Raw genomic sequence first — 24,240 nt, forward strand, 5'->3', positions numbered from 1 at the left:
TTCGGCGTGGCTCACCGGAGGCTGAGGCCCTGAACCCCGCCGTCCTTGGCCCCACGGCGCCATCCGCCGTCGTCCGGCCCGTTGCCCACCAATTGGATAGTTGCACTATCGAGTGTTCGCTAGTGTCCTGACCTGCGCAAACGTCGGATGTCTCGGTATCGTGACCGCTATGCCCGTTTCAGTGGTAGGTCGGCGGGCGATAACCCGAGCATGCCCCCGGCCCCCGGGACGGAAGCGGCGAAACGGGCGTGCAAGATCCGCTCGCCGTCGAAGATCGGAGATAGGGTCGAGAGCACCGGCAGAGCGGAGGTACGGAATGGCCACGAAGGACACCGGCGGTCAGAAGCAGACCACGCGGCGCACGGAAGAGGTCGAGGAGACCGAGGCCACGACCACCGAAGACGTGCAAGAGCGCCAGGACAAGCTCACCGACGACGTGGACTCAATTCTGGACGAAATAGACGAAGTACTAGAAGAGAACGCAGAAGACTTCGTCCGTGCATACGTGCAAAAAGGCGGACAATAACGGACAAATCGGACATCTGAGAAGCCTCCAGAGAATGGTGAACTCTGGCGGTACTCGCCAAAACTTAAAATGGCGGTAAGGACATGGGCGGGCTGCTAAAGTCCCGCCCATGTCTTCGAAAAGATGTCCCGACTGCGGCGAACTGAAGTCGGCAGAGGAGTTCTGGAAGCTCCGGGCGTCCAAGGACGGCCTTGCTCCTTACTGCAAGATCTGCTTCGGGCTCCGCAACAGCCGTTCATATCGGAAAAAGCAGGCACAGGCCGGTAAGACGCCCAGACCCTATCGCAGGCATGCAGATGTGCCCGACGGGATGAAATACTGTGCGCGATGTCGCGCGACCAAACCGATCGAGGCGTTCGGTAGTAATCGCTCCGAAAAATCGGGACTCGCCACGTATTGCCGTCCCTGTCACAACAGGGCCATCGAGGAGATCAGGAACCGCAATCACGGGAGCACCCGCAACTACCTCCTCAAGCTCCGGTACGGCGTGACCGAGGAGCAGGTGGATCAGATGATCGCCGAGCAGGGCGGCGTCTGTGTCATCTGCCTCCGCGCGGACGCCAAGCACGTCGATCATGATCACCTGACGGGGCTCGTGCGTCGCGTCCTGTGCTTCAAGTGCAACGGCGGGCTGGGGCAGTTCCGTGACGATCCCGACCGTCTCCGCCTGGCGGCGGACTATCTGGAGTTGCGCGGGTCGCACGCTCGGCTCATGCGCATCGAGATCGGCGCTCCGGTGTTCGGCGGCCCTGACCGGGTGCGCTGGGATCCGGAGTGGCGGACGAAGGGCGCGGCCGCGAGGTCGGCGCGGCACTATCACCTGCGCCAGAAGTACGGCATCAACGACGAGGACACCGAGTGGCTCCGGAAGGTGCAGGTGGGGCTGTGCGGGGTGTGCTTCGACTTCCCGGCCGAGCACGTCGATCACGATCATGTGAGTGGTTCGGTGCGGGGGTTGGCGTGTTCGGGCTGTAACACGGGCATGGGGCAGTTGCGGGATGATCCGGTGGCTCTTCGGCGTGCGGCGGATTACGTGACGGGTCGGCTGGTGCGGACGGTGACGGGTGAGGACGGCCGGGAGCGGTTGTCGTTGACGGTGCCGGATGTCGATCCGGTGACGGTTGCGAGGGGTGGGTGGAAGGCGATCTGGGAGGAGGACGGTCGGTACCGGAAGCGGACGTTGCCGTTCGACGAGGAGCTCGACATGCCGACGTGGGGTGGCGCGGGCCCGGAGGGGGTTGTGCCTTCCGTGTGAGTCCTGTCCCTCGGGCTGGGGGTGGTGGGTCGGGGTGGGGTTCGCCGTGGGCGGACTTGCCCGGGGTTCGGGTGGCATGCGCGGGGGCGACCTTGAACAGTAGGGTCGTAGTCGTCCGTGCCGGTGGGGCCCGTGAGGGTGCCGGTGCCATGCTGGAGGGAAGGGAGTCGCGTGGCGTCCCATGATTCGCAGTCCGGGCGTCTGCCGGGTTTGTTCGCGAGCCCGGACACGTCGTCGTTCACGGAGTTCTTGGGGTCGTACTCTCCGGAGTTGCTGCCCGGTCGGCGGACGCCGCCGTCGTCGCGGGTGGGGGATGAGATCCCGCATGGGACGACGATCGTGGCGGTGAGCTTCCCCGGTGGGGTGGTGGTCGCGGGGGACCGTCGGGCGACGGCGGGGAATATGATCGCGCAGCGGGACATCGAGAAGGTGTTCCGGGCGGATGAGTTCTCGGCGATCGCGATCGCGGGTACGGCGGGGATCGGGCTCGAGATGGTGCGGTTGTTCCAGGTGGAGCTGGAGCATTACGAGAAGCGTGAGGGCCGGACGCTGTCGGTGGAGGGCAAGGCGAACCGGTTGGCGACGATGGTGCGGCAGAACCTGGGGATGGCGATGCAGGGTCTGGCGGTGGTGCCGTTGTTCGCGGGGTATGACGAGGAGCGGGACGAGGGTCGGATCTTCTCGTACGATCCGGCGGGTGGCCGGTACGAGGAGCGGGACTTCTACTCGGTGGGTTCGGGTTCGGTGTTCGCGCGGGGGGCGTTGAAGAAGCTGTATCGCGAGGACCTGTCGGCGGAGGACGCGGGGCTGGTGTGCGTGCAGGCGCTGTACGACGCGGCCGATGACGATTCGGCGACGGGTGGGCCCGATCTGACGCGGGGGATCTTTCCGGTGGTGGCGTCGGTGACGTCGGAGGGGTATCGCCGGTTGGGCGAGGACGAGGTGGGCGCGTTGGCGCGGGCCGTCGTGGATGGTCGTTACGAGTCGCCGGGCGGGCCGACCGCCCCGCTGCGTTAGAAGGGATCCAGTCCGGTGTCCATGCCGTTCTATGTGTCGCCCGAACAGCAGATGAAGGACAAGGCGGATTATGCGCGTAAGGGGATCGCGCGTGGCCGCAGTGTCGTGGTGCTGCAGTATGACGATGGCATCTTGTTCGTGGCGGACAATCCGTCGCGGGCGCTGCACAAGATCAGTGAGATTTATGATCGGATCGCGTTCGCGGCGGTGGGGAAGTACAACGAGTTCGAGAATCTTCGTCTGGGGGGTGTGCGGTACGCCGATATCAACGGGTACCAGTATGACCGTCGTGATGTGACGGCGCGGGGGTTGGCGAACGTGTACGCGCAGTCGCTGGGGACGATCTTCACGGAGACGAACAAGCCGTACGAGGTGGAGCTGGTCGTCGCGGAGGTGGGTGATGCGGCGGAGACGGATCAGATCTACCGGTTGACGTTCGATGGTTCGGTGGCGGACGAGCATGGTTATGTGGCGATGGGGGGTCAGGCGGACGCGGTGGCGCAGTCGTTGAAGGACGGCTACGTGGAGGGGGCGTCGTTGGAGTCGGCGTTGCGGACGGCGGTGCGGGCGTTGGAGGCGCAGGATTCGGAGCGGCGTCTGGAGGCGACGTCGTTGGAGGTGGCGGTGCTGGATCGTAACCGTGAGCATCGGTTGTTCCGGCGGTTGTCGGCGGCGCGGATCGGTGATCTGTTGTCGGCGGCGGACGGGGGCGCGTCGGGTGGTTCGGCCTCATCTGCGGCGGGTGAGGGTGAGAAGGGCTCGGAGGGGGACGGCGGGGGTTGATTCGTGCCCGTTCGCTCTGCGGTGGTGGGGTGTGCGGGTGTTCGGTGCGGGTTCGGGCCCGTCGCCGGGGGTGGTGTCGGCTGCTCCTGTGGCGGCGGGCCTGTCGTGTGTGCGGTGGTTGTGAGGTTCAGGGGAACCTGTCGGCTGGAGAGACTGCCAAGTCGGGTCCGGGCCGCATAGGGTCGGGGTGTGGACAGGCGCATCTTTGGGCTTGAGAACGAGTACGGCGTCACTTGCACCTTCCGGGGGCAGCGGCGGTTGTCACCGGACGAGGTGGCGCGCTATCTGTTCCGGCGGGTGGTGTCGTGGGGGCGGAGCAGCAATGTGTTCCTGCGGAACGGGGCGCGGCTGTACCTGGATGTGGGGAGTCATCCGGAGTATGCGACGCCGGAGTGCGACAGTGTCGTGGATCTGGTGACGCATGACAAGGCGGGTGAGCGGATCCTGGAGGGGCTGCTGGTCGACGCGGAGCGGCGGTTGCGTGAGGAGGGGATCGCGGGGGACATCTATCTGTTCAAGAACAACACGGATTCGGCGGGGAACTCGTACGGCTGTCATGAGAATTATCTGGTGGGGCGGCATGGTGAGTTCGGGCGGTTGGCGGATGTGTTGATTCCGTATCTGGTGACGCGTCAGATCATCTGTGGTGCGGGGAAGGTGTTGCAGACGCCGCGTGGTGCGGTGTATTGCGTGTCGCAGCGGGCGGAGCATATTTGGGAGGGTGTGTCGTCGGCGACGACGCGGTCGCGTCCGATCATCAATACGCGGGATGAGCCGCATGCGGATGCGGAGCGGTTCCGGCGGCTGCATGTGATCGTCGGTGACTCGAACATGAGTGAGACGACGATGTTGTTGAAGGTGGGGGCGACGGATCTGGTGTTGCGGATGGTGGAGGCGGGGGTGGTGATGCGTGATCTGACGTTGGAGAACCCGATTCGGGCGATCCGTGAGGTGAGTCATGACATGACGGGGCGTCGGAAGGTGCGGTTGGCGAATGGCCGGGAGGCCAGTTCGTTGGAGATTCAGAAGGAGTATTTCGGTAAGGCGCGGGATTTCGTGGACGCGCGTGGTGGGGACGCGACGGCGAAGCGGGTGTTGGAGTTGTGGGAGCGGACGTTGCGTGCGGTGGAGACGGGGGATCTGGATCTGGTGGCGCGGGAGATCGACTGGGTGACGAAGTACAAGCTGATCGAGCGGTATCGGCGGAAGTATGATCTGCCGTTGTCGTCGCCGCGGGTGGCGCAGTTGGATCTGACGTATCACGATGTGCATCGTGAGCGGGGTTTGTATTACTTGTTGGAGCGGCGCGGGTCGGTGGAGCGGGTGTCGCGGGATCTGGATATTTTCGAGGCGAAGTCGGTGCCGCCGCAGACGACGCGGGCGCGGTTGCGGGGTGAGTTCATTCGGAAGGCGCAGGAGAAGCGGCGTGATTTCACGGTGGACTGGGTGCATTTGAAGTTGAACGATCAGGCGCAGCGGACGGTGTTGTGCAAGGATCCGTTCCGGTCGGTGGACGAGCGGGTGGACAAGTTGATCGCGGGGATGTGAGGGCGCTCGGGGGGCGGGTTGTGTGCTGTGTGTGACCGTCCGGTGACGGGGGCGGTAGGGTGACGCGCGGAGCTTTTCGTCCCTGTGAAGGGTTGTTGCATGTGGCGTGGTGTCCGGTCGTGGTCGGTGGTGGTGGTCGTGGTGGGTTCGTTGGTGGTGTCGGCGTGTTCGGGGGGTGGTGCTGAGGTCGGTGTGGGGGTGCGTGGTGGTTTCGGGAGTGTGCCGGAGGTGCGGTTTCCGGAGGGGGCGCCGTCGGGTTCGTTGGCGGTGCGGACGTTGGTGGAGGGGCGGGGGGCGGCGGCGCGGCGGGGTGATCTGGTGGTGGCGGATTATGTGGGTTACCGGTGGAACGGGGGTGGGCGGAGGTTGTTGGCGAGTAGTTATGCGGAGGGGCGGCCGGGGGCTTTTCCGACGGGTCGGTTGGTGCGGGGGTTGACGCGGGCGTTGGTGGGGTCGCGTCCGGGGTCGCGGGTGGTGGCGCGGATTCCGCCGGAGGACGGTTTCGGTGTGGGGGGTGATCCGGGGCGTCGGGTGGGCGCGGGTGACACGTTGTTGTACGTGTTGGACGTGCGGGCGGTGTATGGGCGTGGGGCGGGTCCGCGTGGGGTGTGGCAGGCGCCGTTGAACGATCGGGATTTGCCGCAGGTAGGGGATGGGGTTCGGGGTGGGGCGCCGGTGGTGTCGGTGCCGCGGGTGGCGCCGCCGGGGGGTTTGCGGGTGCGGACGTTGGTGCGGGGGGACGGTCCGGTGGTGCGGGACGGGCAGCTGGTCGTGGTGCATTTCGCGGGTTTGTTCTGGCGTGACGGTAGGGTGTTCGATTCGTCGTGGGCGGCGGGTCGTCCGTACGGGTTGGTGTTGGGGGCGGGGCAGGTGGTCGAGGGGTGGGATCGGGGGTTGGTGGGGCAGCGTGTGGGGAGTCGGGTGTTGTTGGTGGTGCCGCCGTCGTTGGGGTACGGGGCGAAGGGTCTGGCGCGTTTCGGGGTCAGGGGTGATGACACGTTGGTGTTCGTGGTGGATCTGTTGGGCGCCCACTGACGGGCACTGACGGGCACTGACGGGCACTGACGGGCACTGACGGGCACTGACGGGAAGTGACGGGCACCGACGGCAGGGGTTGGCGCGTCCTGGACGGGGTTCGGGGCGTGTTTTCTATTCGGGGTGTTCGTTGTTCTTAGACTGGTGGGGTGGAGGACATCGAGGCGATCGCGCTGTTGCAGGATCCGGTGCGGCGGCGGCTGTACGAGTTCGTCGCGGCGCGGGGTCGTGAGGTGGGGCGGAACGAGGCGGCGGAGGCGGTGGGTGTGGCGCGGACGTTGGCGGCGTTCCATCTGGACAAGTTGGCGGACGCGGGGTTGTTGGAGGTGGGGAGCAGGCGGTTGACGGGCCGGTCGGGGCCGGGGGCGGGGCGTCCGGCGAAGGTGTACCGGGTGTCGGCGGTGGAGCGGGGGGTGTCGGTGCCGGCGCGGGACTATCGGACGGCGGCGGGTCTGTTGGCGGAGGCGGCGGAGTCGAGTGGCCTTGATCGGGAGTTGTGGGAGGTGGCGCGGCGGCGGGGGAGGGCGTCGCGGGGTCCTTCGGGGGCGTGGGACGGGCTGGACGAGGTGGAGGGGGTTCTGGCGGGGCGGGGTTATGGCCCGGTTCGTGATGAGGGCGGTGCGGTGGTTCGGATGCGGAACTGTCCGTTCCGGGCGGTGGCGGAGGAGTTCCCGCCGTTGGTGTGCGGGATGAACCTGGCGTTGCTGGAGGGGTTGGTGGAGGGTTCGGGGGTGCGGGTGCGGTTGGATCCGCGGCCGGGTTGGTGTTGTGTGGTGGCCGAGAAGTCTAAAAACAACGAAGATTGACATAGAAGAGAGCGGCATGGTGGAGTGATCTCCATGACCCCTCACGACGCCGCCCGGCACCATCTGGCCCAGTTCAACGTCGCGACGCTCCACCGTCCGCTGGACGACCCCGGCATGGCCGGTTTCGTCGAGCTGCTCGACCCGGTCAACGCGCTCGCCGACGCCGCGCCCGGGTTCGTGTGGCGGCTGGTGGAGGAGGGCATGCCGGACGCGACCCGGCTGCGTCCCGCCGGCGCCGACGTGATCATCAACTTCTCGGTGTGGGAGTCGGTCGAGACGCTGTGGGACTTCGCCTACCGCAGCGGCCACCTGGAGGTGATGCGGCGGCGCCGGGAGTGGTTCCGGCGGCACGCGGAGGCGCATCTGGCGCTGTGGTGGATTCCCGCGGGGCACGTCCCGACGGTGGAGGAGGCCATGGAGCGGCTGCGGATGGTCCGCGAGCACGGTCCGACGCCCCGGGCGTTCACGTTCAACGCGGCCTACACCGCCGAGGAGGCCGAGGAGGCCGAGGTCGAGGAGCCGGCCGCGGGGACGGTTCGTCCGGCCGGGTGACCGGGGGCGGGGTGACCGGGGCGGGGAGGTCGGGAGGCGGCCCGGGGGTCAGCCGAGGAGGGTGGCGGTGTGGCGGCCCGCGGCCGCGGCGGTGAGGAAGTAGGCGAGGTCCTCGTCGAGGCGGCGGCCCATGGTGGACAGCCGGACGCCCCAGTCCTTCTCCGCGGCGCCGAGGACGTCCCGCAGGCCGTCGACGGCGACGGGGACGAGGCGGTGCCGGTCGCCGAGCGGCGCGGCGCCGGCGGCGACGCGGGCGCCGAACTCGCCGCCGAGTTCGGGGACGGGGATGTCGGCGGCGGCGAGGGCGACGCGTCCGTAGGCGGTGAGGGAGTGGTGGGAGACGCCGAGGTGGCGTTCGCGTCCGTCGCCCTGGCTGACGCGGAGGGTCCCGACGGGTCGTCCGCCGAGGACGGACGCGGCGTTCAGGGCCTCGCCCGCGGTGACGCCCGAGAACCCCCACCGGGTGCCCGTGCCGAGGTTTCCGGGGCCCTGGGCGACGACGGCGACGTCGGCGTTCAGGACGAGCCGTGCCGCGAGGAGCCCGGTGTGGACGGTGACGGTCTCGAGGTCGCCGCCGAACGCCTGCCCGACGGTGACGGTGGCGGCGAGGGCGCCCGCGTCCTTGAGCCGGGCGAGGGACATGGAGAACCAGGACGGAAGGGCCCCGCCGTCCGGCATGACGTACACGACGCGTATGGAGGGGCGTTCGGCGAGGAGCGCCGCGAGGATCGGCGGCAGGGCGGAGTGCAGGTCGGCGACGACGACGGGCATGCCGTCCACGCCGTCGGCGTCGCGCAGGACGTCGTGGTGGGGGGAGTCCTGCTCGTCGGCGCCGAGGACGGTGGCCTGCAGCGGCGTGTAGCGGGCCTTGACGAGGTGGCCGGGGCCGGACGGGTCGGGTGGGAGCCGGTCGGGGATCGCGACGACCATGGCGTATCCGCCGGTGCCGAGGCCCATCGCCAGGGCGGTGGTGTTGAGCAGCACGGTGTCCCCGGGCTCGGGGCGTCCCACCAGGGCGGGGTAGGCCAGGGCGCGGCAGGTGCCGTCGCCGTCGATCGAGACGGCCAGTTCGATCGCCCCGGGCCATTCGCGGCGGACTTCCTCGACCGTGCCTCTGCGCCATCGGATCACAGCGTGCCACCGTAGCGCAGCGGGGACGCGCGAGGCGTCCCCGCTGCGGGTGGGGGGCAGGATCAGGACTTGCCGCCGTTGGTGGTCACCTTGCCGTTCTTGAACATGTACATGCGCATCCAGTAGGGGTAGGAGACCTTGGCGTCGCCGATCCCCAGGTTCGTCTTGAAGTTGCCGCCGGCGCTCATCGAGGCCTTGCCGTTGCCGGTGTAGCCGCACCACTGCCAGCTGACGTTGTAGATGCCGCGGTCGTTGCAGGCGACGCGGTGCTGGTAGACCTTCTTGCCGTTGTAGACGAAGGTCACGTCCGTCCAGACGCCGAGGATGTTGCAGCGCACGCCGTTCGCCTTGCCGAGCTTGGGCTTCTTCTCCGTCCAGCACCAGCGGAGCTTCACGGTCTTCTTCTTCCAGGCGGCCGCCTTGGTGAGCTCGGCGGCCGGTACGCCGGCGGCTCGCAGGTCCGCGCGGGTGGCGGGCCGTGCGGTGCCCTCCTCGACCTGGGCCGCCGGGCCGCCGCTCGGCGGCGCGGGCGCGGCGGCCGCGTGCGCCGCCGGTCCGACGAGGCCCAGCGCCGCCGTGGCGGCGATGGTGAGTCCGGCCGTGCGCCGGACCGCGTGCTTTCCGCTCATGGAACGTCTCCCTTTCGGTGGACGGGACGTCGCCCGCCGCAGCCCCCGTGGGCCACGGGATGAAGCGAACAGGGCCCGTGTCTCCCGGCCGTCCCCGCCGCGTCCCCGTCGCGTCCCCGCCGCGTCTCGGCCGTGTCTCCGTCGCGTCGGGTGGGCGTCCGCGCGGGTGTCTCGGCGGTGTCCGCGCCGCAGGTCGGGCCCGGGACGCGGGGCCGCCGCGATGATGTCCGACAAGTCCATCGATCTTCGGTCGAAGGGCGGTGCGGGTCCGGTAGCGTGTGGGCGGGGAAGGGGACCGGTATGTCGCGGCGTAAGACCGAACGGTTGCTGAATCTGGTGGTCTGCCTGCTCGCCACGCGGCGTTATCTGACGGCCGAGCGGATTCGGCGGGCGGTGCCCGGGTACCCGGAGTCGGACGAGGCGTTCAAGCGGATGTTCGAGCGGGACAAGGAGGAGCTGCGTGAGCTCGGTGTCCCGCTGGAGGTCGGCGCCGACCAGGAGGGCGGCGGCGGTGAGGAGATCGGGTACCGCATCCCCCCGCAGGCCTACGAGCTGCCCGACATTCATCTGACGCCGGACGAGGCGGCGGTGCTCGGCCTCGCGGCGCGGGTGTGGCAGCGGGCGAGCATGGCGGACGCGGCGTCGGGCGCGCTCCTGAAGCTGCGCGCGGCGGGCGTGGAGACCGACATGACGGCGGCGGTGGGGATCGAGCCGCGGCTCAGCACCCAGGACCCGTCGTTTCCCGCGTTGTGGGAGGCGGTGCGGGACGGGCGGCCGGTCGCGTTCGACTACCAGGGCGTCGGGCGGACGTCGGTGTCGCGGCGGCATCTGGAGCCGTGGGGCGTGGTGTCGCGGCGGGGCCGCTGGTACGCGGTGGGGTTCGACCGTGACCGTGACGAGCAGCGGGTGTTCCGGCTGAGCCGTGTCGTCGGGGAGGTCGTCGCCGACGGTCCGGCCGGGTCGGTGACGGTCCCGGACGGTGTGGACGTGCGGCGCATCGCCTTCGACTGGGGCGACCCGGTGAGCGAGCCGCGTCCGGCGACGGTGCGGCTGCGGCGGGGCGCGGCGCAGGGCCCGCGCCGGTGGGCGCGGGACGTGCGGCCCGCGCCGGAGGGCATCGGGGAGGAAACGTGGGACGAGGCCGTCCTGATGTTCCGCGACGTCGACCGGTTCGCGCCGTACCTGGCGCGGTTCGCCGACGACGTGGTGGTGCTGGACCCGCCGGATCTGCGGGAGGCGGTGGTCCAGCATCTGAAGGCGGTGCTGGCGGACGGCGCGGCGCCGGGGGAGTGAACGGTCGATGACACGGTCGGTGACACGGTCGGTGGCGGTGCCGACGACGTCGACGGGCAGGCTGGGGCGGCTGCTGGCGCTGGTCCCGTATGTGGTGAGCCGCGACTCGGTGGCGCTCGACGAGGCCGCGGCCGCGTTCGGGATCACCGAGAAGCAGCTGATCGACGACCTGAACCTGCTGTGGTGTGTGGAGCTGCGCGCCCCCGACCCGTACTGTCCGATCGACCTGTCCTACGAGGGCGGGGAGATCACGGTGGCGGAGGCGGAGTCGATCGCGCGGCCGCTGCGGCTGAAGGTGGACGAGGCGTCGGCGTTGCTGGTGGCGTTGCGGATGCTGGCGGAGATCCCCGGCCTGGACGACCGGGACGCGCTCAGCCGCGTGATCGCGAAACTGGAGGGGGCGGCGGGCGCGGCGGCGGCCGTGTCCAGCCAGGTCGCGGTGCAGGTCGACCTGCGTCCCGAATCCGCCGACCCCGAGGGCGTCGGCCTGCTGCGGGAGGCGATCGCGCGGCGCCGCCGCGTGCACCTGACGTACTACGTGCCCGCGCGGGACGAGAACACCGAGCGGGACGTCGACCCGATGCGGCTGCTGGTCGTGGACGGCAACACCTACCTGGAGGGGTGGTGCCGCCGGGCGGAGGCGGTGCGGCTGTTCAAACTGGACCGCATCACGGACCTGGCCGTGCTGGACGTGGCGGCCGAGGTGCCCGACGACGCCGAACCGATCGACGTGGACGCGGGCCTGTTCCGCCCGTCCCCGCACGACGAGGCGGTGACGTTCGAGCTGACGCCGATGGGCCGGTGGGTCGCCGACTACTACCCGTGCGAGTCGGTGGAGGAGATCGGCGAGGGGCGGCTGCGGGTGGTGCTGCGGACACCGGACACCCGGTGGGTGCGGGGCCTGGCGCTGCGGCTCGGCGGGCAGGGCCGTGTCGTGGCGCCCGAGCGGCTCGCCGCGCAGATCCGGGACGACGCGGCGCGGGCGCTGGCCGGCTACGGCATGACCTGACCGGCCACGGAATGACCTGACCGGCCACGGCATGACCTGACCGGCCACGGCATGACCTGACCGGCCACGGCATGACCTGACCGGCCACGGCATGACCTGACCGGCTAAGGCATGACCTGACCGGCCGGGTCCGAAGCCCGGAGGCGCACTCCGCGAATGCCCTACCGGCCGGGTCCGGGGCCCGGAGGCATCCTCTGCGGCGTGGTCCGCGCGGGTGCGGGCCGCGGCCCGCGGGGTGAGGGCCGCCGCGCGGGACCGCAGCGGATCGGCTACGGTGGCGGCGTGGCGTGGCTGGCGGTGTCGGTGGCGGCGGGCTCGATCGGCCTGGCCGTGATCGCCTTCTGCGCGTTCCGAGTATGGCTGGAAGTACGCGGTTTCGGCCTTGAACTCGAACGTGCGAGACGGCGGCTGGCTCCGAAACACTCGGCGCTGGCGCGTGAACTCTCCGATACGGAGAACGCGCGCCCGTCACAACCGCGCGGGGACGGCGTACGATCGGCATGAAACCTCGTGTCCTCGAATGAGGGCCCCTGCTGAAGAGGATTGTCATGGCTGGACTTAGCTCGACCGAGATTCTGATCATCCTGGCGGTCGTGTTGCTGCTGTTCGGATCGGCGAAACTCCCGACGCTCGCGCGGTCACTGGGCAAGTCGGCGCGGATCCTGAAGGCCGAGACCAAGGGCCTGCGCGACGACGACGATCCGGAGTCGGGCAAGGACAAGGCGGTGGCGTCCGAGCGGGGCGCGCAGGCGCGCGACGACGTCCGGGACGGTGAGGACGGCGCGCAGCGTCCCCGCGGCGCGCTCGGGGCCGGTGAGCCGATCCAGGGTGTGCCGGTGTCGGACCCCGGTCAGGTCCGCAAGAGCGGCTGACCGGCGCGTACGAGCCGACCCCTCCCACCACCCCGAACCTGAATGCCGACGATGAAACTGAGCAGGCGTGACGCCGGTCCCGACGGCCGCATGCCCCTCATGGAGCATCTCCGTGAGCTGCGCAACCGCTTGATCAAGGCGATCCTCGGCCTCGTGCTCGGCACGATCGCCGGATGGATGATCTTCACCCCCGTCTGGGAGTTCATCACACAGCCCTACACGCGGCTCCCGACCGAACACTGCCTGAACAACCAGTGCGACCTGGTCGTCCACGGGATCTTCGAAGGGTTCTTCGTCCACCTGAAGGTCGCGCTGATGGTCGGCGCGGTACTGTCGTCCCCGGTCTGGCTGTACCAGATATGGGCCTTCGTCGCTCCCGGCCTGTACAACAAGGAACGGCGCTGGACGTACACGTTCATGGCGGCCGCGGTCCCGCTGTTCGGCGCCGGCGCCGCCCTGGCGTACCTGACGATGGACAAGGGCCTGCAGATCCTCATCGGGCTCGCGCCGGGCGACACGACCGTGCTGATCGGCGTGAAGGACTACCTCAGCTACGCGCAGGCGATGCTGTTCATCTTCGGGTTGACGTTCGAGCTGCCGCTGTTCGTGGTCATGCTGAACGTCGTGGGGATCCTCACCCACCAGCGGATCCGCAAGTCCCGCCGACTGCTGATCTTCGCGGTGTTCGTGTTCGCGGCGGTCGCCACGCCCAGCCAGGACCCGTTCACGATGCTGGCGCTGGCGCTGCCCACCGTCGTCCTGTTCGAGATCGCCGAGCTGATCGCGTTCTTCCACGACCGGCGCAAGGCCCGCCGACCCGACCCGGACGCGGATCTGGACGACGACGAGATCTCGCCCCTGGACCTCGACGCCATCGACGCCGAGCTGGAGAAGGGCGACCGGGCCCGCTGACCCGCGCGTGCGGCGGCGCGTGCGGGCGGCGCGTGCGGCGGCGCGTGCGGCGGGTGGTCTAAGGATTGGGAATCGGGCCGGTCGAAACCGTAGGCTCGGAACCATGACCACCCCCGACACCGCGCAGGCCGCGCAGACCCCGGCCCAGCGGTACGCCGCGTACCGGCGGCGCACCGCCGGGAACGGCCCGGCGCTGCTGGACTTCCGCACCCTGTACGACTTCGAGCTGGACCCGTTCCAGATCGAGGCGTGCCAGGCGTTGGAGGACGGCAGCGGCGTGCTCGTCGCCGCGCCCACCGGATCCGGGAAGACGGTGGTGGGGGAGTTCGCCGTGCACCTCGCCCTCACCGGCGGCGGCAAATGCTTCTACACCACGCCGATCAAGGCGCTGTCGAACCAGAAGTACGCCGACCTCGTCCGCCGGTACGGGCCGGAGAAGGTGGGGCTGCTCACCGGCGACAACAGCGTCAACGGGGAGGCGCCCGTCGTCGTGATGACGACGGAGGTGCTGCGGAACATGCTGTACGCGGGGTCGCACACCCTCGCGGGCCTCGCGTTCGTCGTGATGGACGAGGTGCACTACCTCGCCGACCGGTTCCGCGGCGCGGTGTGGGAAGAGGTCATCATCCACGTGCCGGACTCGGTGCGGATCGTGGCGCTGTCGGCGACGGTCAGCAACGCCGAGGAGTTCGGCGAATGGCTCCACGCGGTCCGCGGTGACACGGCGGTGATCGTGGACGAGCACCGTCCCGTCCCGCTGTTCCAGCACATGCTCGTCGGGACCCGCCTGTACGACCTGTTCGTCGACACCGGCAAGGGCACGGACCGGCAGGCGCGGCTGAACCCGCAGCTGACGCGGATGGCGGTGGAGGAGGTCCGGCGCGCCAAGGTCAACGCCGGTCGCCGCACCGGACGGCGGCGCACGGCCAGGCCGCAACGGTACCGGCCGCCCGCCCGACCCGACGTGATCGAACGGCTGGAACGGGCCGGGCTGCTCCCGGCGATCACGTTCATCTTCAGCCGCGCCGGGTGCGACGCGGCCGTCCTGCAGTGCCTGCACGCCGGGATCCGGTTGACGTCGAAGGAGGAGGCGGAGGAGATCCGCGCGCACGCGGAACTGCGCACCGCGGACCTGTCCGACGAGGACCTGCGGGTCCTCGGGTACGCCGACTTCCTCGCCGCGCTGGAACGCGGTGTCGCCGCCCACCACGCGGGGATGCTGCCGACGTTCAAGGAGATCGTCGAGGAACTGTTCACCCGCGGTGTGATCAAGGCGGTGTTCGCGACGGAGACGCTCGCGCTCGGCATCAACATGCCCGCCAGGACCGTCGTGATCGAGAAGCTCGACAAGTGGAACGGTGAGGCGCACGTCGACCTGACGCCCGGCGAGTACACGCAGCTCACCGGGCGGGCGGGGCGCCGCGGCATCGACGTGGAGGGCCACGCCGTGGTCGTGTGGGGCCCGAACGTGGAACCCGCCTCGGTCGCGGGCCTGGCCGGCGCCCGCACCTACCCGCTGAACTCCAGTTTCCGGCCGTCGTACAACATGGCGGTCAACCTCGTCGGCGCCGTCGGCATCGAACGGGCCCGGACGCTGCTGGAGGAGTCGTTCGCGCAGTTCCAGGCCGACCGGGCCGTCGTCGGCCTGGCCCGGCAGGTCCACAAGAACGAGGAGGCCCTCGCCGGGTACGCCAAGGCCGCCGAATGCCATCTCGGTGACTTCATGGAGTACGCGGCGATGCGGCGCCGCCTGTCCGACCGGGAGTCGGAGGTGGCGCGGGAACGGGCCGGGGCGCGCCGCGCGGAGGCCGCCAGGTCGCTGGAGCATCTGCGGCCCGGGGACGTCATCGTCGTCCCGTCGGGGCGCCGCTCCGGCCTCGCCGTCGTCCTCGACCCGGGGGTGGGGCGCCGCTCCGACGGGCCCGCGCCGCTGGTCCTGACGGTGAACCGGTCGGTGCAGCGGCTGTCGATCCAGGACTTCCCCCGCGCCGTCGAACCCGTCGAACGGATCCGGATCCCCAAGTCGTTCAGCCCCCGCAACCCGCAGGACCGCCGTGACCTGGCGTCGACGCTGCGCGCCAAGGTCCCCGACGACGTCCGCGCCCGCAAACGCGCCCGCGCCGACTCCGCCGCACCCGACGACACGGAGATCACGGAGCTGCGGGCGGAGCTGCGCCGCCACCCCGTGCACGGCTGCGACAAACGCGAGGAGCACGCCCGCTGGGCCGAGCGGTACCACCGCCTCGACCGCGAGACCGAGCAGCTCCGCCGCCGGGTCGAGGGCCGCTCCCAGGTCATCGCGCGGACCTTTGACCGCGTGTGCGGCGTCCTGCAGCAGCTCGGCTACCTGGACGGCGACTCGGTCACCGAGGAGGGCCGCCGCCTCGGGCAGATCTACAACGAGCTGGACCTGCTCACCGCCGAGAGCCTCCGCAGCGGCCTGTGGGAGCGGCTCGACCACGCCGAGCTCGCCGCGTGCGTGTCCGCGCTGGTGTACGAGTCGCGGCAACCCGACGACGCCGCCCCGCCCCGCACCCCCGCCGGGGCCGCGCAGGACGCCCTCGCCGCGATGGTGCGGCTGTGGGGCGAACTGGACGCCGTCGAACACGACAACCGGGTGTCGTTCCTGCGGGAACCCGACCTCGGGTTCGCGTGGACGGCGTACCGGTGGGCGAAGGGCGACGACCTCGACGAGGTCCTCCTCGACGCCGACCTCACCGCCGGGGACTTCGTCCGCGCCGTCAAACAGCTCCTCGACCTGCTCGGGCAGGTCGCCGACGCGTCCCCGCCCAACGGGCACGTCCGCAAGACCGCCCGCCGGGCCATGGACGCCATGCGCCGCGGCGTCGTCGCGTACTCGTCCGTCGCCTAAAAACACCAGCGGAATGTCCCAATCGGAGAAAATGGCCTTCGACCTTGGGATTTGTGCCACAATCGGGACGCCCGAAATCCTTGCGGGCCGTGGGAGCACAGTGGCGACGGGGGCGCCGCGGGCGGGGCCGAGCACGCCTCGCTCGCCCACGAGACACACGAGAAAGGTCCCCACCGTGGCCATCCGCGACAAGATGCGCGCCAACGCGGCCCACGTCCTGCAGCCGGGCGAGAACATCCAGGCGGTGTTCGGCGCCCAGACGACCAGCCAGTACCTCGCGTTGGTCTCCCTGTGGATCCTCATCCTCGCCAACTCCTACCGGGTCGTGGTCGTCACCGACCGGCGGGTGCTGGTGTGCCGGTCCGGGCGGCTGCGCACCACCCCCGTCGTCGAGGTGCTGCGGGAACTGCCCCGCGGCACCCGCATCGGGCCGCCGAGCGGCCTGTGGTGGCGGTGCGAGACCCTCGGGGAGAAGCTGTACGTCCACAAGCGGTTCCACAAGGACGTCAACGCCGCCGACGGCGCCGCCTGACGCGCCGTCCCACACCCCGGGACAGGGGCCCTCCCGTGCCGGGAGGGCCCCTGTTCCTTTCTCCCCCGCGGCGACGACCGGCGCGGCCGTCGCACCCTCCCGAGGTCGGAGACGGATCCACTTCACGGAGGAGCCGACGGCGGTGTCCGGGCCGCTACTGTGAGCCTGATCACGGAATAGACGACGAATACGCAGGATGTGTGCATGATCGAGGCGGAGAACCTCACCAAACGCTACGGCGACAAGACCGCTGTGGACGATCTGTCCTTCACCGTCGTCCCCGGGCGGGTGACCGGGTTCCTCGGCCCGAACGGGGCCGGCAAGTCGACGACCATGCGGCTGCTGCTCGGCCTCGACCGGCCGCACCGCGGCGACGCCCGCATCTGCGGCGTCCACTACGCCCAGCTGCCCGCGCCGCTGCGCGTCGTCGGCGCGCTGCTGGAGGCGCGGGCCGTCCACACCGGCCGCAGCGCCTACAACCACCTGCTGTGCCTGGCGCAGACGCAGGGCATCGGCAAGAAGCGCGTCGACGAGGTCGTCGAACTCGTCGGCCTCACCGGCGCGGCCCGCAAGCGCGCCGGCGGCTTCTCCCTCGGCATGGGGCAGCGGCTCGGCATCGCCGCCGCGCTGCTCGGCGACCCGTCCGTGCTGATCCTGGACGAGCCCGTCAACGGCCTCGACCCCGAGGGCATCGTCTGGATCCGGACGCTCATGCAGCGGCTCGCCGCCGAGGGGCGGACCGTGTTCGTGTCCAGCCACCTCATGAACGAGATGGCCGTGACCGCCGAGCACCTCATCGTCATCGGGCGCGGCAGGCTCATCGCCGACTGCTCCACCGAGGAGTTCATCGAGCGCAGCACCGAGAAGATGGTGATCGTCCGCAGCCCGGACGTCGAACGGCTCACCGGCGTCCTCGTCGGCGAGGGCGCCAAGGTCAGCCCCGACGGGGACGGGACGCTCACCGTCACCCACATGGAGGCGCCGCGCGTCGGGGAACTCGCCGCCGCCGAGGGCGTCGTCCTGCACGAACTCACCCCGAAGCGCGGCTCGCTGGAGGCCGCGTTCATGGAGCTGACCCGCGACAGCGTCGAGTACGGCGCGGGCGCCGGGACGGAGGAGACCCGATGAGCCCTGCCACGACGGGCGCCGCCACGTCCGGCGCCGACGCGCGGCCCGTGCCGGCGCCGCCCGCCCACTCCCGGCCCGGGTTCGGGCGGCTCATGCTCGCCGAATGGACGAAGATCCGCACGGTGCGGTCCACCCTGTGGTCGCTGATCCTGCTGTTCCTGCTCACCCTCGGGTTCACCGCCCTGTTCGTCGGCCTGACCGTCGCGCAGTGGGACGACATGAAACCCGAGGACCAGGCCTCGGTCGCCGCCGACCCGGTCAACTTCATCCTCGGCAGCGGGTTCTTCCTCGGCCAGCTGACCATCTGCGTCCTCGGCGTCCTGATCATCGCCTCCGAGTACTCCACCGGCATGATCCGCGCCAGCCTCCTCGCCGTGCCGCGGCGGCTGCCGATGCTGTGGGCGAAGGCCGCCGTGTTCGGCCTGGTCGTCCTGGTCCTCGGCGTCGTGGTGTCGTTCGTGTCGTTCTTCATCGGGGCGGCGCTCTTCAACGACAAGGCGTCGGTGTCGCTCGGCGACGACGGCGTGCTGCGCGCCGTCATCGGCGGCGGACTCTACCTGGCGATGCTGGGCCTGTTCGCCCTGGCCGTCGGCGCGATCGTGCGGCACCCCGCCGGCGGCATCACCGGCGTGATCGGGTTCGTGCTGGTGCTGGCGCCGCTCGCCTCGCTGCTGCCCGGCAGCATCGGCGAACACGTCCACGCCTACCTGCCGTCCGAGGCCGGCTACCTGATCTCCAAGGCACACCAGGGGGAGGACGACATCCTCAGCCCCTGGGAAGGGTACGGGGTGTTCGCGCTGTGGACGGCCGCGCTCCTCGCCACCGCGTCGATCCTGCTCAAACGCCGCGACGCCTGACACCCACCGCTTCCACTTTTTCCGAAACGCCCGACCGCCCACCGGCCGGGCGTTTCGGCGTGCCCGGACCCGGCCCCCGCACCCGAAAAACGTTGCACTGAGCAACGATCCCGGCTACTGCTAGAGGTGCTCAGCGCTGGATCGATACGGGGGTGCGATGGTGGACGACGAGGCTCCGACGCGGACACGGCTGCTCCAGGCGGCCGTCGAGGTCATGGCCGAGAGCGGCTGGTCCGCGGTGACGTCACGGCTCGTGGCGGAACGGGCACGCGCCAACAACGCGCTCGTGCACTACCACTTCGGAACGATCGACGCGCTGCGCAGGGCCGCCGTCCTGCACGCGATGGAGAAGGAACTCGAGGGCCCCGTCGGCGCCGTCCTGCGCGCCGACGACGCCCTCGACGGCGTGCAGAGCGCCATCCGCCGCCTGGCCGCGCGCGGCTCCGGCGCCGCCGGGCAGCGGGTCCTGGCCGAGGCGCTCATGCACGGCCTGCGCGACGCCGAACTGCACGAGGAGGGCGTCCGGCGGATCCGGACGTTCCGCGACGCGCTGACCGACCGGCTCTCCGAGAACCAGGCCGCCGGGCGGCTGCGCGCCGACGCCGACCCCGCCGCCCTCGCCGTGGTCATCGGCGCGCTCCTCAACGGCCTGCTCCTGCACGTGCTGTTCGACCCCGGCATCGACGTCGTCCGCTCGACCGCCGGGCTGATCGCCCTGCTGCGCCCCGCCGACCCCGCGGACCTGTGACCGCGGGTGAGGCAGCCCAGGGGCCGATGGCGCCCCGCGGACGCGACGTTGTAGAAAGTCGGCATGAGCGAGCAGGGCGCCCCCACCGACGAGCACCGCGACGAACACCCTGACCGACACGGCGACGAACCCACCGACGAACCCACCGACGAACCCACCGACGAACCCACCGATGAACGCACCGACGAACGCACCGACCGGCGCACGGACGAGCGCGCCGGCGAGCAGCACCCGGACGCGCACACCGGCGAACACACCGACGAGGACGGCGTGGACGAGGTCACCTCGGCGGTTCTGACCGCGTCCCGGCTGCTCGTCGCGATCTCCGTGCGGTCCCTGGCCGCCGTGGAGGACACCGTCACGCTCCCGCAGTTCCGGCTGCTCGTCGTGCTGTCCACGCGGGGGCCGCTGAAACTCGTCACGCTCGCCGGGGAACTGGGCGTCAACCCGTCCACCGCCATGCGGATGGTGGACCGGCTCACCACCGCCGCGCTCGTGGACCGGCAGGCCAGCCCCGACAGCGGCCGTGAAATCCGCATCCAGCTCACCGCCGCCGGCCGCGCCATCGTCGACGACGTCACCGCCCGCCGCCGCGCCGACATCGCCGAGATCGTCGCCCGGATGCCGCCCCGCCGGCGCCATGACCTCGTCGCCGCGCTGCGCGCCTTCACCGACGCGGGCGGCGAACCCCCCGTCACCACCTCCGTCCCCCTCGGCTGGACCTGACACCCGCCCCCGCGGACCGGCCGGACGCCCTGACCGCCCCGCCCGCCACCGTGAACCCGGCCGCCACTGTGAACCGGGCCGCCACTGTGAACCGGGCCGCCACTGTGAACCCGGCCGCCACTGTGAACCCGGCCGCCGTGAACCTCGCCGCCCCGACGGGCGTACTGCCCGGCGAACGCCCACCCACCCGGAAGGACGGCGGCGGATGCGAACACCCGGGCCCCTCCCCGCCGCGGCGTGCGCGCTGACCGCGGCGCTGCTGCTCGGCGGCTGCACCCCCATGGCCCGCCAGTCCGGCGACGGCGGAGCGCAACCCGCGCCCGTCGCGGCGGAGCACGCCCGCCAGGCCACCGTGACCACCCCGTGGGGGCCGCTCGGCCCCGCCGACCGGGACCTGCTCGCCAAGATCCGTCAGGCCGCGCTGTGGGAGATCCCCGTCGGCCGGGAGGCCGCCCGCCGCGCCGCCCGCCCCGCCACGCGCCGCAGCCTCGCCGACATCGCCCGCCGGCACGAACGCCTCGACGAACTGGACCGCGGGATCGCCGCCCAACTGGACGTCCCGCTGCCCGACCGGCCCACCGCCGAACAACAGAGCTGGATGTCGGAGATCACCGGCAAGTCCGGCACCGAGTACGACAAGACGGCCGTGGCGCGCCTCCGGATGGCGCAGGGCCTGCTCTACGCGCGGATCGCGGCCGTCCGCGCCGGCACCCGCAACACCCTCGTCCGCCGCTTCGCCAAACAGTGCGAAACGTTCGTCCACACCCACCTGACGCTGCTGGAGGGAACCGGCTTCGTCACCGGCGACACACTGCCCGACCAGCCCGCCGTCACCGAGGCATCCGAGCCCGGCGGCCCGAACCGACCCCGGTCACCCGCACCCGCCGCCACCTCCCTCATCGGCGGCGGCTGACCGACACGCCCTGCCCCATGATCGGATGCGCCGGGTCGGCGTCCAACGCCGCCACCGCCACCGGCAGCGGCAGACTCGGCAGCACCCGCGCGGCCGCCTTCCGGTACGTTCGTGCTTCCACGAGCGGACGTCGCCCGCAGAAGGCGGTGCCGACCGGGCGGTTCACGGCGAGCATGCCCCCGGCTCGCGGAGACGCATGCGCCCTCCGCTCGGCCCGGCGGGTCTCACCGGGCCGTCAGAGCGGCCGCCTAAGGGCTCACGCCGTAGGGCAGGCCGTCTGTGACGTCGACGTACTCTGCGGAACGTCCCCTCGTGCCCGCTTTCCGGCGCCGTGCGGACGCCGGTGCGTGACCGTGGGGCACGGCCTAGCGGTCCAGTTCGGCGAGCAGTGCCTGAAGCGTCGCGCCGAGCGGGGCGTCCAGCGTCACCAGGGCGTGCCCGTCACCGCGCGTCGTGCCCCGGTTGACGATCGCCACCGGAACACCGTGCTCGTCGGCGTGCCGGACGAACCGGTACCCCGACAGCACCGTCAACGACGACCCGAGCACCAGCAACGCGCCCGCGCCCTCCGTCAGCGTGTAGCACTCCCGCACCCGGGCCGGCGGCACGTTCTCCCCGAAGAAGATCACGTCGGGTTTCAGGATGCCGCCGCAACGCTCGCAGTCCACCACCCGGAACTGCGCCGTGTCCGCGTCACCGAGAACGACGTCACCGTCCGGATTGACCTGCCCCGTCGCGGCGACCCGCTCCTCCCAGCCGGGGTTCGCGGCCCGCAACCGCTCGTCCAGCCGCGCCCGCGGCGACCGGTCACCGCACTCCAGGCACACGACCCGCGCCAGGGCGCCGTGCAGCTCGATCACCCCGTCCCCGCCCGCGGCCTGGTGCAGACCGTCGACGTTCTGGGTGATGATCCCCGACAGCAGCCCGCGGCGCCCCAACTCGGCGACCGCACGGTGACCCGCGTTCGGCCGGGCCGCCGTGATGTGCCGCCACCCCAGATGGCTGCGCGCCCAGTACCGTCGGCGCGCCTCCTCCGACCCCCTGAAGGTCTGGTAGGTCATCGGTTCGGCCCGCCGCCGACGCCCCGTCTCCCCGCGATAGTCCGGAATGCCCGACTCGGTCGACAGGCCCGCGCCGCTCAACACCACCACGTCGCCGTCGGCGACCAGGTCGGCCAGCAGCCGCAGCCGCGCGCCCGATCCCGTCCCGCCATCGGCGAAAAGCTCCTCCACCACCCGCGTCACCCTTCCATGGTGCACGACGGGCGGGTCGACCGTCCCCCCTGACGGAGGGTCACCGTTCGCCGGACGAGAACAGTCGCCCCCGACGACCCGGAGTGACTTCCGTCACACCGTGGCGTCCAAGCCCGCAGGTGGAACGGCCGAACGGCGGCGTTCGAGCCTCGGTTGGGCCGATGATGACGAAAGTCAACCATCAGTGTTACGTTGCCGTGCGTGACCTCAGGCAGGCGGCACGGGCGGCCCGTGTCGTGCACCGCGGACGACGGGGGCCGCGTCGGTCCGGGAACCGGCCCTGTCCCTCAAGGTCGGCGGGTCGAAGACACCGGACGCACCGGCGAGGCCGCGGGCCGCCCCGGTGGTGCTCGTCGCGTCCAGGCCCGGATCTCCCGGATTCTCGAGCCCCGCCGGCGGGCGGGCGGGAAGGTGACCATCGCATGAAGCTGGCCATTCTCGGCGGCGGCGGGTTCCGGGTGCCCCACGTGTACGAGGCGCTGCTGCGCGACCGCGGCACCCCCCGCGTCGACGAGGTCTGGCTGTACGACACCGACGCCGGACGGCTCAGGGCCATGGCGGCGATCCTCGCGGCGCTCGCGGAGGAGGCCGCCGACGGGACGAGGGCAGACGGCGCCGAACCACCGAAGGTGTTCACCGCGACACGCCTGGACCGCGCGCTGGAAGGCGCCGACTTCGTGTTCGCCGCGATCCGCGTCGGCGGCGCCGCGGGCCGGGTCCGTGACGAACGGGTGGCGCTCGACCTCGGCGTCCTCGGGCAGGAGACCACCGGCCCCGGCGGCATCGCCTACGGCCTGCGCACCATCCCCGTGATGACGCGCATCGCCCACCGCGTCGGGGCCGTCGCCCCGGACGCCCATGTCATCAACTTCACCAACCCCGCCGGGATGATCACCGAGGCGATGCAGGCGGTCCTCGGCGACCGGGTGCTCGGCGTGTGCGACACCCCCTCCGGGCTCGGCACTCGCGTCGCCGCCGCGCTCGGCCTCGACGCCGCCCGTCTCCGGTTCGACTACGTCGGCCTCAACCACCTCGGCTGGATGCGCCGCGTCCTGCACGACGGCACGGACGTGCTGCCCGCCGTCCTCGCCGACGACGACCTCCTCGGCTCGCTGGAGGAGGGCGCGGTGTTCGGCCGCGACTGGCTCCGCGACCTCGGCGCCATCCCCAACGAGTACCTGTACTACTACTACTTCAACCGGGAGGCGGTGCGGGCCACCCTGGACGCGCCGCGGACCCGCGGCGAGTTCCTGGCCGCCCGCCAGGCCGCCTTCTACGAGCGGATCGCCGCCGCGTCCGGCGGCGCGGCGCTGCGGACGTGGCGCGCGGCGGTCGCGTCCCGCAGCGCCAGCTACATGGCCGAGATGAAGGGCGCCGAGACCGGCGCCGAACTCGCCGACCACGGCGGCGTCGACCCGGTCGACGAGGGCTACGCCGGGGTCGCGGTGAAGGTCATGGCCGCGATCGGCCGCGACGAACCCGCCACCCTGATCCTCAATGTTCGGAACGGTCCAACCGTGCCGGCGCTGCCGCCCGACGCGGTCGTCGAGGTCCCGACGCTGGTCGACGCCCGCGGCGTCCACCCCCTCCCGCCCACCCCGCCCGACCTGCACCAGACGGGACTGATGCAGCAGGTCAAGGCCGTCGAACGGCTGACGGTCGACGCCGCGCTGACCGGATCACGCGCCGCGGCCGCCCAGGCGTTCGCGCTGCACCCCCTCGTCGACTCCGCCTCCGTCGGACGGCGGCTGCTGGACGGCTACATCGCCCGCATCCCCGAGGTCGCGGCCGTGTTCGAGGAGCCGCGATGACGTTCGAGGAGCCGCGATGACGTTGGAGGAGA

General features: G+C 71.0%; 25 protein-coding genes. 21 read left to right on the top strand and 4 right to left on the bottom strand.

Annotation, left to right across the window (positions count from 1 at the left end; translation table 11 throughout):
* Window positions 1-316 precede the first annotated feature (316 nt).
* From BZB76_RS20015 to BZB76_RS20050, 8 genes are all read left to right on the top strand, one after another.
* A complete protein-coding gene (locus tag BZB76_RS20015; RefSeq protein ID WP_117400643.1) occupies window positions 317-526 on the top strand; it encodes a ubiquitin-like protein Pup in 210 nt (69 codons plus the stop codon).
* Between the two features lie 109 nt (window positions 527-635).
* Window positions 636-1,781 carry an endonuclease VII domain-containing protein gene (locus tag BZB76_RS20020; protein WP_147449477.1) on the top strand — a complete coding sequence of 382 codons (1,146 nt, stop codon included), beginning with the start codon at window positions 636-638 and terminating at the stop codon, window positions 1,779-1,781.
* A 171-nt stretch (window positions 1,782-1,952) separates the two neighbouring features.
* Complete coding sequence (prcB, locus tag BZB76_RS20025; RefSeq protein WP_121435904.1) at window positions 1,953-2,798, top strand: proteasome subunit beta; 846 nt, start codon at window positions 1,953-1,955, stop codon at window positions 2,796-2,798.
* A 21-nt stretch (window positions 2,799-2,819) separates the two neighbouring features.
* Window positions 2,820-3,581 (top strand): proteasome subunit alpha, encoded by a 762-nt coding sequence (prcA, locus tag BZB76_RS20030; RefSeq protein WP_121436236.1) that lies wholly within the window; start codon window positions 2,820-2,822, stop codon window positions 3,579-3,581.
* Between the two features lie 189 nt (window positions 3,582-3,770).
* On the top strand, window positions 3,771-5,129 hold the full coding sequence (gene pafA, locus BZB76_RS20035) for a Pup--protein ligase (protein WP_117400639.1): 1,359 nt from the start codon (window positions 3,771-3,773) through the stop codon (window positions 5,127-5,129).
* A gap of 99 nt (window positions 5,130-5,228) precedes the next feature.
* A complete protein-coding gene (locus BZB76_RS36700) occupies window positions 5,229-6,164 on the top strand; it encodes an FKBP-type peptidyl-prolyl cis-trans isomerase (protein ID WP_121435905.1) in 936 nt (311 codons plus the stop codon).
* Window positions 6,165-6,313: 149 nt separating this feature from the next.
* A complete protein-coding gene (locus BZB76_RS20045; RefSeq protein ID WP_121435906.1) occupies window positions 6,314-6,970 on the top strand; it encodes a helix-turn-helix transcriptional regulator in 657 nt (218 codons plus the stop codon).
* A gap of 33 nt (window positions 6,971-7,003) precedes the next feature.
* Window positions 7,004-7,522 (top strand): DUF3291 domain-containing protein, encoded by a 519-nt coding sequence (locus tag BZB76_RS20050; RefSeq protein WP_121436237.1) that lies wholly within the window; start codon window positions 7,004-7,006, stop codon window positions 7,520-7,522.
* 48 nt (window positions 7,523-7,570) lie between these two features.
* On the opposite strand, the gene BZB76_RS20055 is transcribed toward BZB76_RS20050, so the two are convergent.
* Together BZB76_RS20055 and BZB76_RS20060 are read right to left on the bottom strand one after the other, a co-directional pair.
* Window positions 7,571-8,653, bottom strand: coding sequence for a DUF3866 family protein (locus tag BZB76_RS20055; protein WP_211343083.1), 1,083 nt, complete (start codon window positions 8,651-8,653; stop codon window positions 7,571-7,573).
* 62 nt (window positions 8,654-8,715) lie between these two features.
* Entirely contained in the window at window positions 8,716-9,282 is a 567-nt protein-coding gene (locus BZB76_RS20060; RefSeq protein WP_121435907.1) for a hypothetical protein, read from the bottom strand.
* 300 nt (window positions 9,283-9,582) lie between these two features.
* On the opposite strand from BZB76_RS20060, the gene BZB76_RS20065 reads away from it, so the two are divergent.
* The 12 genes from BZB76_RS20065 (at window position 9,583) to BZB76_RS20120 (ending at window position 21,144) form a co-directional block, all read left to right on the top strand.
* The gene (locus tag BZB76_RS20065; RefSeq protein ID WP_121435908.1) at window positions 9,583-10,575 is read left to right on the top strand and encodes a helix-turn-helix transcriptional regulator; all 993 of its coding nucleotides are present in this window, start codon (window positions 9,583-9,585) and stop codon (window positions 10,573-10,575) included.
* Window positions 10,576-10,582: 7 nt separating this feature from the next.
* Entirely contained in the window at window positions 10,583-11,584 is a 1,002-nt protein-coding gene (locus tag BZB76_RS20070; RefSeq protein ID WP_170180685.1) for a helix-turn-helix transcriptional regulator, read from the top strand.
* Window positions 11,585-11,866: 282 nt separating this feature from the next.
* Window positions 11,867-12,088, top strand: a complete 222-nt coding sequence (locus BZB76_RS20075; protein WP_121436240.1) for a hypothetical protein — start codon at window positions 11,867-11,869, stop codon at window positions 12,086-12,088.
* A 44-nt stretch (window positions 12,089-12,132) separates the two neighbouring features.
* Window positions 12,133-12,456 (top strand): Sec-independent protein translocase subunit TatA, encoded by a 324-nt coding sequence (tatA, locus tag BZB76_RS20080; protein ID WP_121435909.1) that lies wholly within the window; start codon window positions 12,133-12,135, stop codon window positions 12,454-12,456.
* Between the two features lie 51 nt (window positions 12,457-12,507).
* Window positions 12,508-13,368, top strand: coding sequence for a twin-arginine translocase subunit TatC (gene tatC, locus BZB76_RS20085; RefSeq protein WP_121436241.1), 861 nt, complete (start codon window positions 12,508-12,510; stop codon window positions 13,366-13,368).
* Between the two features lie 103 nt (window positions 13,369-13,471).
* On the top strand, window positions 13,472-16,240 hold the full coding sequence (locus BZB76_RS20090; protein WP_121435910.1) for a DEAD/DEAH box helicase: 2,769 nt from the start codon (window positions 13,472-13,474) through the stop codon (window positions 16,238-16,240).
* A 175-nt stretch (window positions 16,241-16,415) separates the two neighbouring features.
* On the top strand, window positions 16,416-16,772 hold the full coding sequence (locus BZB76_RS20095) for a hypothetical protein (protein ID WP_121435911.1): 357 nt from the start codon (window positions 16,416-16,418) through the stop codon (window positions 16,770-16,772).
* A gap of 204 nt (window positions 16,773-16,976) precedes the next feature.
* Window positions 16,977-17,900 (top strand): ABC transporter ATP-binding protein, encoded by a 924-nt coding sequence (locus BZB76_RS20100; protein WP_121435912.1) that lies wholly within the window; start codon window positions 16,977-16,979, stop codon window positions 17,898-17,900.
* Window positions 17,897-18,757 (top strand): ABC transporter permease, encoded by an 861-nt coding sequence (locus BZB76_RS20105; RefSeq protein WP_211343084.1) that lies wholly within the window; start codon window positions 17,897-17,899, stop codon window positions 18,755-18,757. Before BZB76_RS20100 ends, BZB76_RS20105 begins: the two co-directional genes overlap by 4 nt.
* 157 nt (window positions 18,758-18,914) lie before the next feature.
* Entirely contained in the window at window positions 18,915-19,505 is a 591-nt protein-coding gene (locus BZB76_RS20110) for a TetR/AcrR family transcriptional regulator (protein ID WP_121435913.1), read from the top strand.
* A 63-nt stretch (window positions 19,506-19,568) separates the two neighbouring features.
* The gene (locus BZB76_RS20115) at window positions 19,569-20,231 is read left to right on the top strand and encodes a MarR family transcriptional regulator (protein ID WP_121435914.1); all 663 of its coding nucleotides are present in this window, start codon (window positions 19,569-19,571) and stop codon (window positions 20,229-20,231) included.
* Window positions 20,232-20,436: 205 nt separating this feature from the next.
* Window positions 20,437-21,144 carry a DUF4142 domain-containing protein gene (locus tag BZB76_RS20120; RefSeq protein ID WP_121435915.1) on the top strand — a complete coding sequence of 236 codons (708 nt, stop codon included), beginning with the start codon at window positions 20,437-20,439 and terminating at the stop codon, window positions 21,142-21,144.
* On the opposite strand, the gene BZB76_RS20125 is transcribed toward BZB76_RS20120, so the two are convergent.
* Both BZB76_RS20125 and BZB76_RS20130 read right to left on the bottom strand, forming a co-directional pair.
* Window positions 21,128-21,319: a hypothetical protein gene (locus tag BZB76_RS20125; protein WP_121435916.1), complete on the bottom strand. Its 192-nt coding sequence runs from the start codon at window positions 21,317-21,319 to the stop codon at window positions 21,128-21,130. The genes BZB76_RS20120 and BZB76_RS20125 overlap by 17 nt on opposite strands.
* Before the next feature lie 190 nt (window positions 21,320-21,509).
* Window positions 21,510-22,379 (bottom strand): NAD-dependent protein deacetylase, encoded by an 870-nt coding sequence (locus BZB76_RS20130; protein WP_246007106.1) that lies wholly within the window; start codon window positions 22,377-22,379, stop codon window positions 21,510-21,512.
* A gap of 440 nt (window positions 22,380-22,819) precedes the next feature.
* Between BZB76_RS20130 and BZB76_RS20135 the strand changes: the two genes are divergently transcribed.
* On the top strand, window positions 22,820-24,208 hold the full coding sequence (locus BZB76_RS20135; protein WP_121435918.1) for a 6-phospho-beta-glucosidase: 1,389 nt from the start codon (window positions 22,820-22,822) through the stop codon (window positions 24,206-24,208).
* Window positions 24,209-24,240 lie beyond the last annotated feature (32 nt).

Origin of the sequence: Actinomadura pelletieri DSM 43383, assembly GCF_003634705.1 — a bacterium.
Classification (GTDB): Bacteria; Actinomycetota; Actinomycetes; order Streptosporangiales; family Streptosporangiaceae; genus Spirillospora; species Spirillospora pelletieri.